Source organism: Streptococcus sp. DD11 (genome assembly GCF_001578865.1).
Classification (GTDB): domain Bacteria; phylum Bacillota; class Bacilli; order Lactobacillales; family Streptococcaceae; genus Streptococcus; species Streptococcus panodentis.
This window is the reverse complement of the sequence record NZ_KQ969393.1, coordinates 191,990-200,568: the sequence shown is the minus strand read 5'-3', so window position 1 is coordinate 200,568 and position 8,579 is coordinate 191,990. Positions and strand designations below refer to the sequence as shown.

At 47.4% G+C, this 8,579-nt stretch carries 8 protein-coding genes; 1 reads left to right on the top strand and 7 read right to left on the bottom strand.

Annotated elements, in window-relative coordinates; translation table 11 throughout:
- The first annotated feature begins 453 nt into the window (after positions 1–453).
- Positions 454–1,341: a diacylglycerol/lipid kinase family protein gene (locus STRDD11_RS04235; protein WP_128835731.1), complete on the top strand. Its 888-nt coding sequence runs from the start codon at positions 454–456 to the stop codon at positions 1,339–1,341.
- Between the two features lie 132 nt (positions 1,342–1,473).
- Here STRDD11_RS04235 and nth read toward each other — a convergent pair whose 3' ends face one another.
- The 7 genes from nth to STRDD11_RS04200 all read right to left on the bottom strand — a co-directional run bounded on the left by nth (position 1,474) and on the right by STRDD11_RS04200 (position 8,451).
- Positions 1,474–2,103 carry an endonuclease III gene (nth, locus tag STRDD11_RS04230; RefSeq protein WP_128835729.1) on the bottom strand — a complete coding sequence of 210 codons (630 nt, stop codon included), beginning with the start codon at positions 2,101–2,103 and terminating at the stop codon, positions 1,474–1,476.
- Positions 2,104–2,203: 100 nt separating this feature from the next.
- On the bottom strand, positions 2,204–2,557 hold the full coding sequence (locus STRDD11_RS04225) for an arsenate reductase family protein (RefSeq protein WP_128835726.1): 354 nt from the start codon (positions 2,555–2,557) through the stop codon (positions 2,204–2,206).
- A gap of 141 nt (positions 2,558–2,698) precedes the next feature.
- On the bottom strand, positions 2,699–3,874 hold the full coding sequence (locus tag STRDD11_RS04220) for a 3-phosphoglycerate dehydrogenase family protein (protein WP_128835723.1): 1,176 nt from the start codon (positions 3,872–3,874) through the stop codon (positions 2,699–2,701).
- Between the two features lie 12 nt (positions 3,875–3,886).
- Positions 3,887–4,978, bottom strand: coding sequence for a 3-phosphoserine/phosphohydroxythreonine transaminase (gene serC, locus STRDD11_RS04215; protein ID WP_128835721.1), 1,092 nt, complete (start codon positions 4,976–4,978; stop codon positions 3,887–3,889).
- A 522-nt stretch (positions 4,979–5,500) separates the two neighbouring features.
- Positions 5,501–6,265, bottom strand: a complete 765-nt coding sequence (locus tag STRDD11_RS04210; protein ID WP_128835718.1) for a DpnI domain-containing protein — start codon at positions 6,263–6,265, stop codon at positions 5,501–5,503.
- A gap of 550 nt (positions 6,266–6,815) precedes the next feature.
- Positions 6,816–7,157 (bottom strand): P-II family nitrogen regulator, encoded by a 342-nt coding sequence (locus STRDD11_RS04205; RefSeq protein ID WP_128835715.1) that lies wholly within the window; start codon positions 7,155–7,157, stop codon positions 6,816–6,818.
- Between the two features lie 58 nt (positions 7,158–7,215).
- The gene (locus STRDD11_RS04200) at positions 7,216–8,451 is read right to left on the bottom strand and encodes an ammonium transporter (RefSeq protein ID WP_128835713.1); all 1,236 of its coding nucleotides are present in this window, start codon (positions 8,449–8,451) and stop codon (positions 7,216–7,218) included.
- Positions 8,452–8,579: the final 128 nt, after the last annotated feature.

Here is an 8,579-nt window from a genome sequence, read left to right as displayed (position 1 = left end):
GAAAAGGTCTGGGAGACCTTTTCAGCCTGAGCTTAGAAACAAAAGAGTGAAGGGAACTAAATTTTTTAAAAATTTTATACGGTATCTTCCAAAAGATAGCTCCCTCTGCGGGTGAGGGCGCAGCCATCATGGGAGTCTGTCCCACCGCCTTTTCGATCTTCCTTTTTATGAATCTCGGGGATTCAAACTATGAAAGGCCAGCCCAGCAGAAAGGATAAATAGCTTATCCTCCTCGAAAATCTCTTCAAACCCTATCAGCGCCGCCTTGCTCTGACAGCCGGGAAACTGCTGGAGCCTGCAGGCGAATTTGTGGATTCAGTCTGAAATAAGCCTAATCGAAAGCATTTCAGGAAAGAGGAATTCCAGCTATTCAGTGGTAACGGTTCCAAATATTTGCATAAAATATTTTCATAATGGTATAATACGCTTATCAATAAAAAGAGAGGACTGTTTATGTCTAAAGTTCTATTAATTGTCAATCCCAGTGCAGGAGGCGAGAAAGCCAAGTCTTTTGAAGATTTGGCAAAGAAAAAGCTGGAAAGCTTTTTTGATGAGGTAATGGTTAAGCATACCGAAAAAGGCGGCGATGCAGCAGCTTTCGCTAAAGAAGCCGCCGAAGACCGCTATGACAGCGTCTTTGTCATGGGCGGCGACGGTACGGTCAATGAGGGAATCAGCGGCCTGGCCGAACTCGACTACCGCCCTAATTTTGGCTTCTTCCCACTTGGGACGGTCAATGATCTGGCGCGGGCTCTTGGGATTCCGCTAGACTCTGAAGAGGCAATCCAAAACCTTGATATTAACAGGGTGAAGCCGCTTGACATCGGCAAGGTGAATCAGGACTACTTCATGAATGTCGTGGCCATTGGGACCATTCCAGAATCAATCAATAATGTTGATCCAGAGGAAAAGACAAAATGGGGGAAGCTGGCCTACTTTATCTCAGGCTTTAAACAGCTGAGGGATACCAGTTTTTACGAATTCCGCTTAACCATCGACGGAGAAGAGCGCACGATCAAAAGCAGCACGCTTTTGATTGGTTCCACCAACTCAATCGGAGGGTTCGAGAGCATCCTTCCTGATGCAGCCGTCAATGATGGTCTGCTGCATCTCCTCTACTTCAAGGACAAGACACTTTTGGATACCTTAGCGGCTGTACCGGAGCTCATCACAGGCCATAGCGAAGAGAGCGACAATATCGAATACCTGACCTTTAAGGAGATTCGGGTAGAGTTGGTCAATCCTGAGGCAGAGCTCAGCGTGAACGTTGACGGCGACGAAGGCGATGAACTGCCGGTGACCATCCGTGTCCTGCCCTCTCATCTCAATGTTTATTACTAATCAGCGGAGCGGACTGTTTTACCCAAGACAGCTGCTTCTTCTTTGCTCAGCGAAGGGGCATCCTTGGCCTAGTCGTCATGCCTCTTCTCCTTCTTCCCCATCAAATAAAAGCGATGTCATGTGACTCGCTTTTTAAATGTCTTTGAAATCATAAAGCTGGGGATAGTGGTCGCATTCGGGATTTTTAGGATGGCAGATAGCCCGTCCAAAGTAAATCATAGCCTGATGGGCCGGCAGCCAGCGCTCAGGCGGCAGCACATCCATGACCCGCTTTTCTACTTCCAGCGGCGTAGCTGACTTTTTGACAATATCGTGGTGCTTGCAGATGCGCTCCACATGGGTATCTACCGCGAAGGCTGGGATGCCAAAGCCGACACTCATGACCACATTGGCCGTCTTGCGGCCGACACCGGCCAGACTTTCCAGCTCAACCCTAGTCCGAGGCACCTGTCCGTCAAAGTCATCCAGGAGCTGCTGGGCACACTTCTTGAGAAACTTGGCCTTATTGCGGTAGAGGCCCAGGCGGGAAATATGCTTGGCAATATCTGACTCAGAAGCAGCGGCCATTGCCTCCGGCGTCGGGTAGGCGGCAAAGAGACCGGGCGTCGCCTTATTAACCGCCGCATCCGTGGTCTGGGCCGACAGGAGAACAGCCACCAGCAGTTCAAAATGATTGCGAAAATCCAGACTAGGTTTGGCATCTGGAAACAGAGCAATAATCTCCTCCAGCACATGACGAGCCCGTTTTTTTGATAAAACCATACTATTACTTTCTAAGATTGGAATAGGAATATTATACCATGAAATCTCAAGCGCCCCAAGCAGAACAGCTCAAAAACCGAGTCACCCCGGTTTTCTTCATTTATAATCCCAACTCTCCGTAAGCCTTCCGATAGCCAATCTGCAAGATTTTTCCGTCCTGGACCAAGAGCGGCCGCTTGATCAACATGCCGTCTGCGGCCAGCAGGTCCGCGGCTTCTCGGGCAGTTAGGTGTGGCACTTTTTCTTTGAGGCCCAGCTCCCGATACTTGAGACCGCTGGTGTTGAAAAAAGCCTTGAGCTCAAAGCCTGACTTCTCTATCCAGTCGAGAATCTGGTCCTTGCTGGGCGTATCCTTGACAATATCCACTGCTTCAAAGTCCAGACCCAGCTGACTGAGCTCCGCCTTGGCCTTGCGGCAGGTAGAGCATTTAGGGTATTCGATAAATTGCAACATGATGGTTCCTCCGTCCTTATGATAGCCCAGCTGGCTCCTTCTTGTCAAGCTGAGGCTGATTTATTTTAAAAAGCCGACAAGCAGAGAAGGCTCATCGGCAGGCAGAGACGCATCTTCTAGGAAAGGATCGTCTGTTTTTTCTTATTTCTTAATCAAGCGCACGCGCACGATATTGTCGCTGGCCTCAAACTTGTCCACCAGCTCCTGAATCTTGCCTTCATCGGACTCATCCAAATCCAGCAGCGTATAGGCAAAGTCCCCCTTGGAGCGGTTGATGATATTGTCAATATTGATGTTGAGATCGCTGACCGCTGTGGAAATCCGAGCCACAATGTTGGGCACATTCTTATTAATCAAGGTGATGCGGTAAGGCGCTGAAAGAGCCTGACGGACATTTGGAAAATTGACCGAGTTGATAATCTCACCGGTTTCCATGAAACGCCGGATGGTCTTGCCGGCCATAATAGCGCAGTTGAGCTCAGCCTCTTCGGTCGAGCCGCCCAAGTGCGGAAAGACCGTAATCTGCGGGTGGTTGAGCAGCTCCTCTACACCGAAGTCCGTGATATAGCGCTTGAGCACACCTGCTTCGAGAGCATCAAAGAGGGCAGCATTATCTACCAGCTCACCGCGGGCAAAGTTGATAATGGTCGTTCCCTTCTGCATCAAATCAAAAGCAGCTTTATCAAAGGTCGCACGGGTCTCCTCGGTCAAAGGCACATGGATAGTGATGTAGTCGCTCTTTTCAAATATTTCCTTGATGTCGGCCACCCGCTTGACATGGCTGGAGATATTCCAGGCTGTCTCAATGGAAACATAGGGATCGTAGCCCAGCACATTCATGCCCAGACGATAGGCATCGTTGGCAATGCGTCCGCCGATGGCACCCAGACCGATAACGCCCAGCGTTTTGTCAGAAATTTCGCTTCCGGCGAATTGTTTCTTGCCGGCCTCCACCTGCTTGGGAACATCCGCACCCGACAGGCCGTTTGCCCAGCTGTTGGCCGCAATATAATCTCTGGCAGACAGGAGGATAGAGGCCAGAACGGCTTCCTTAACGGCATTGGCATTGGCACCCGGCGTATTGAAAACCACAATGCCCCGAGCAGTTGCCTCATCAACCGGAATATTATTGGTACCGGCCCCAGCCCGGGCGATAGCTTTTAAATTAGCCGGAAATTCCTGACCGTGCAGCTGCTGGCTGCGCAGGATATAAGCATCAGGATTGCCAGACTTATCGCCGTCAACCTGAAAAGCATTGCCCAGCTCTCTGAGCCCGATTTGATTGATATTGTTAAAGGTTTTGACACTAAAGACCATTTGCTTCCTCTCCTAGCTGTTTTCTTCTTCAAATTGCTGCATAAAGGCAATCAAGTCCTTGACCCCTTGGAGCGGGAAAGCATTGTAGAGGCTGGCTCTCATGCCGCCCACACTGCGGTGGCCTTTGATATTTTTAAATCCTGCTGCTGCCGCCTCTTTGTTAAATTTGGCATCCAGCTCAGCACTCGGCGATACAAAAGGAATATTGGCTACAGAGCGCTGCTCCTTGTAACGGACCGGACTGCGGTAAAAGTCAGACTGCTCAATAAAATCATAGAGCAGGCCGGATTTTTCTCGGTTGCGTCGCTCCATTTCCGCTACACCGCCCAGTTCCTTGACCCACTCAAAGACCAGCTTAGCGATGTAAATGGCAAAGGTTGGCGGGGTATTGTAAAGGGAAACATTGTCAGCCTGGATACGGTAGTCCAGCATGCTGGACAGAACAGGCTCATCATTGAGCAGGTCTTCACGGATGATAACCACCGTCACGCCAGCAGGTCCGATATTTTTCTGGGCACCGGCATAAATCAGGCCGAAATCTTCTACCCGGTATTGGGCTGCCAGAATGTTGGAAGACATATCAGCCACAATCGGCACGCCATTGGTCGCCGGCAGGTCATAGATAGCCGTTCCTTCGATGGTGTTATTGGTCGTCAGATGCACATAGGCTGCCTGCGGGTCAATAGCTGCTTCATCAAAAGATGGGATTTCAGTATAGGCCCCCTCCTCTGATGAAGCCAGCAGAATCGGTTCAAAGGGAATGGTTTTGCTCAGCTTGACTGCCTCTGTATAGGCCTTCTTACCCCAAGAGCCTGCTACCAGATAGTAGGCCTTGCCGCCCTGAGCCAGATTGAGCGGAATCATGGAAAACTGAGTGGAAGCTCCGCCCTGCAGGAAAAGCACCCGGTAGTTATCCGGAATATCCATGAGCTCACGCAGCAGGCTTTCTGCGCTTTTAATGATATCGTCAAATTCCTTGGATCGGTGGGACAGCTCCATCACGCTCATGCCGCTCTGGGCATAGTCCAGAAATTCTGCCTGAGCTTTTTTCAGCACTTCCTTAGGCAACACTGCCGGTCCAGCAGAGAAATTGTAAATGGTCATATCCTACCTCCGAAATTGATTTTGTCTATCATACCATAATGTTCTGAAAATTTCCATTTTTTCTTGATATGCAAGCTCTTTCACAAGAAAAATCCGAACAAAAGCGAAGAAAAAAGAAGCTCTGAAAGCTTCTGATTTATCTAAAACTTCAAGAATGAGACGGACAAGTAATCGTTTCTTCAAAAACCAACTATTTATGGCTTCCTGTCGGACACTCCATCCGCAACCTCAAAACCTCCACTGGAGGTTTTTGACACTTCCTAGCGGAAGCTTTATCTGCCACCTCAAAACCTCCACTGGAGGTTTTGACACTTCCTAGCAGAAGCTTTATCTGCCACCTCAAAACCTCCACTGGAGGTTTTGAGCAGCGCACTGCCCTATTGTCCTGTATGTTAAGCGATAGGCTGAGGCTGGGAAAGTCCTTCAGCCTCTCTGTCCCACCGCTACTACTAAAAGCAAACTAAAAGACTGTAACTTCCAAAAAACTTAGACTTCTTGTGATGCAGCAGGCAGCCAGTTTTTTCACAGTTTCCTGTATCTCCCTCTTCCAACAAATTCTATCATCTCTTTATCTCTAAGAAATTGCAGCTGCTGGCGAATTTTTTCCTTTATATGATTATTATTAGGAAACATCAGCTTTAGGTTACTTTCAAAACCATACATTTGTTCAAGGGTAAATTCCCTCTCTTTGATTTTATCTATACATTTGAGAATTTCTAAGAGCCAGCCTCTAGCAGCAAAGGGCTGTTCCCTTATAAACAAGGTTTCAGTAAATTGCTTAAAAACTAATTCGGGCTCTCGAACCTGACCACTTTTGACAAGAAAGACTCTCCCCTTTGACGGCACCTGTGACAAATCAATATTGCAGCCAATCCAGCCTGCTCGCCTTGCTGTCGGAGCAAGCGGCTTTCTTTTGATAATAGTCTCAACTGTTATAAACTGCTTAGGAAGAATCAGAAAATTTTGAACCTCATAAGTTTTTGAGTAGGTCAAAAAGAAAAAGTTGGGATGATTATCAGACTGAACACGATCAATCATCGTTTTATAAGCGCCATCATTGATGATGGAGGAAAAATTTCCTCCCTTGCTTTTTAGCTCAAATTCTTCTGAACAGCTTTGGCAGAAAAAATCTGCAACAGGGCGATTATTTTTAAAGTGAGTTAAAGGTTTCTTACCACAATTTGGGCAATAAGCCTGCCGGCTGACCCAGTCTTCAGTCAGCACACGAGCCTTTTGGCTGTTATTTTTATAACCTTCTATCAAATCCAAATTCAACTGTAATTGCATCAGCACCTCAAAAAAATTAAAAATCGATGTGAAATCTGGTGGTCAATCAAACTCCCATGATAGCTGCACCATCATCTACAGACGGAAAGTTCATTGAAAAAAACTATATCAAAATATATCCTGAAAATTTTCGGCTTCGCTATTTTATTTTTAAGAAACTATATTATGAAGGCGACTTTCCCAGACGAAGCTTTGCAGGAATGCTGAACATATGTTCAAAACATTAACAACGGTTGACAGCAAAGAGGAGGTTCGCTGCTGGAGTTAGCTATAAATACTGATTCTGAACTCAGGTTTAATCTTTTTCACCTATTTTCAGCCCTCAATCGGCTGAAGCAACTCAACGCTAACGACGGTTGAATAGAAATAGAAAGAGTATGACCAAGTTTATAAAGGCTTCCGAAGAGTATAGCTCATCTTTTCCAGCAATGAAATGATTATAACACATAAAGGAGAAAGAATACACCTTTATCATCTCCTCTCACATTCTTTCCCGCTGCAAAAACAATCCCGAAATCAATCAGGATTGTTTTTAAATAATCAGACTCAGCTAGAGAGCTTCTGCATCCTCCTGACCGGTGCGAATGCGGATGACTTTCTCAACTGGGAGGACAAAAATCTTTCCATCACCGACTTCGCCAGTTCTGACTGCCTGACAGATCAAGTCAATCAGCTGTTCAACCTGCTCATCGCGGACTACAATTTCAATCTTGACCTTGGCCAACAGACTGGGAACAATCTTCTGTCCCCTGACATATTCCGCAAAGCCCAGCTGATTGCCGTGGCCCAGAACCTGACTGACAGTCAGTCCTTTGGCAATCGTTTCCTTAGAGAGGGCCTCCTTGATATCTTCCAGTTTATCAGTCCGAATGACAGCCTCAATTTTCTTCATTTTCTTACCCCTTCCTTATTGTATCTCTTTTCATACAGCACTCCGGCTGTTTTCATTTCTAAGAATCCAGGCCCATAAAGGTTGGATAGGCTGTTTCCTCGTGCTCACTGTCATCCAGACCCAGAGCTTCCGCCCGGTCGCTGACCCGCAGGGGTGTAAACATGCCAATCAATCGAATCAAAAGCCAGGCAATAAGGGCTGACCAAACCAGAGTCAAGGCAATGGCAGCTAAAGTAGCCAGCAAAAGGTGGCTGCTGCCAAAAAACAGACCGTAATTGCCCGCTTCCGGAGTCAGCTGCGGACTGGTAAAGAGAGCCGTCATCAGACCGCCGTAAAGACCGCCGATGCCATGACAGCCGAAGGCATCCAAAGCATCATCATAGCCTAATTTTACCTTTAAAACAGAAATCGCAAAATAGCAGACTGGACTGACCAACAAGCCAATCAGCAGAGCAGCCCAGTAAGGAACATAGGCCGCCCCCGGTGTAATAGCCACCAGACCGGCAATGAGGCCAGTTGAAGCGCCGACCAGAGAAGGCTTGCCGATAAGAGCTTTCTCTAACAGCAGCCAAGAAAACATGGCAGCCGCTGCAGACAAGATGGTCGTCATAAAAGCATGAACTGCCGCTCCATTCGCCTCAAGCGCGGATCCAGCATTAAAACCAAACCAGCCAAAAGCCAAGAGACCCGTCCCCAAGAGGACAAAGGGGATGTTGTGCGGCCGATAGTCCAGCCGCTGAAAATCCCGCCGCCGGCCGACAGCAAGAGCCAGTACCAGCCCGGTCACACCAGAAGAAATATGCACCACATCGCCGCCAGCAAAATCAAGAGCTCCGATTTTGGCCAAGAGACCTCCGCCCCAGACCATGTGAGCCAAAGGATAGTAAATCAGAAGCAGCCAGCCGGCCATAAAGAAGAGCAGCGGCGTAAACCTCATCCGGCCGGCCACTGAACCTGTCACAATAGCAACAGCAATAATGGAAAACATCATTTGAAAGGCTGAAAAAGCTATATCTGAAATCTGATTTCCCAGAGAACTCTCTGTTTCACTGACACCTTGAAAAAATATGTGAGAAAAATTACCAACAAAATCTCCCTGACCAGCAAAAGAGAGTGAATAGCCGCAGATTATCCAGAGACAGACCGCCAGAGCGATGGGGGCAATGGACATCATCATGGTATTGATGACATTCTTCCTACGGCCTAAACCGCCGTAGAAAAAGGCTAAACCAGGCGTCATCAAGAAAACCATGGCTGCTGCTAATAAGATAAAAGCTGTACTTCCACTATCCATATAGAAACTCCTTTTTGTTTTTATGTTAGATAATATAACATAAAATTTTCTTTGTGTAAAGGATTTTTTGAAATATTCTGACAAAACAATGCCCGAACTGCCGACAGAGACCGTAAAAACAAGCTTTT

Excerpts from the sequence above, each read along its gene's own strand:
- STRDD11_RS04235 (WP_128835731.1), top strand. The coding sequence starts at position 454 with ATGTCTAAAGTTCTATTAATTGTCAATCCCAGTGCAGGAGGCGAGAAA.
- nth (WP_128835729.1), bottom strand. The coding sequence starts at position 2,103 with ATGGTTTTATCAAAAAAACGGGCTCGTCATGTGCTGGAGGAGATTATT.
- STRDD11_RS04225 (WP_128835726.1), bottom strand. The coding sequence starts at position 2,557 with ATGTTGCAATTTATCGAATACCCTAAATGCTCTACCTGCCGCAAGGCC.
- STRDD11_RS04220 (WP_128835723.1), bottom strand. The coding sequence starts at position 3,874 with ATGGTCTTTAGTGTCAAAACCTTTAACAATATCAATCAAATCGGGCTC.
- serC (WP_128835721.1), bottom strand. The coding sequence starts at position 4,978 with ATGACCATTTACAATTTCTCTGCTGGACCGGCAGTGTTGCCTAAGGAA.
- STRDD11_RS04210 (WP_128835718.1), bottom strand. The coding sequence starts at position 6,265 with ATGCAATTACAGTTGAATTTGGATTTGATAGAAGGTTATAAAAATAAC.
- STRDD11_RS04205 (WP_128835715.1), bottom strand. The coding sequence starts at position 7,157 with ATGAAGAAAATTGAGGCTGTCATTCGGACTGATAAACTGGAAGATATC.
- STRDD11_RS04200 (WP_128835713.1), bottom strand. The coding sequence starts at position 8,451 with ATGGATAGTGGAAGTACAGCTTTTATCTTATTAGCAGCAGCCATGGTT.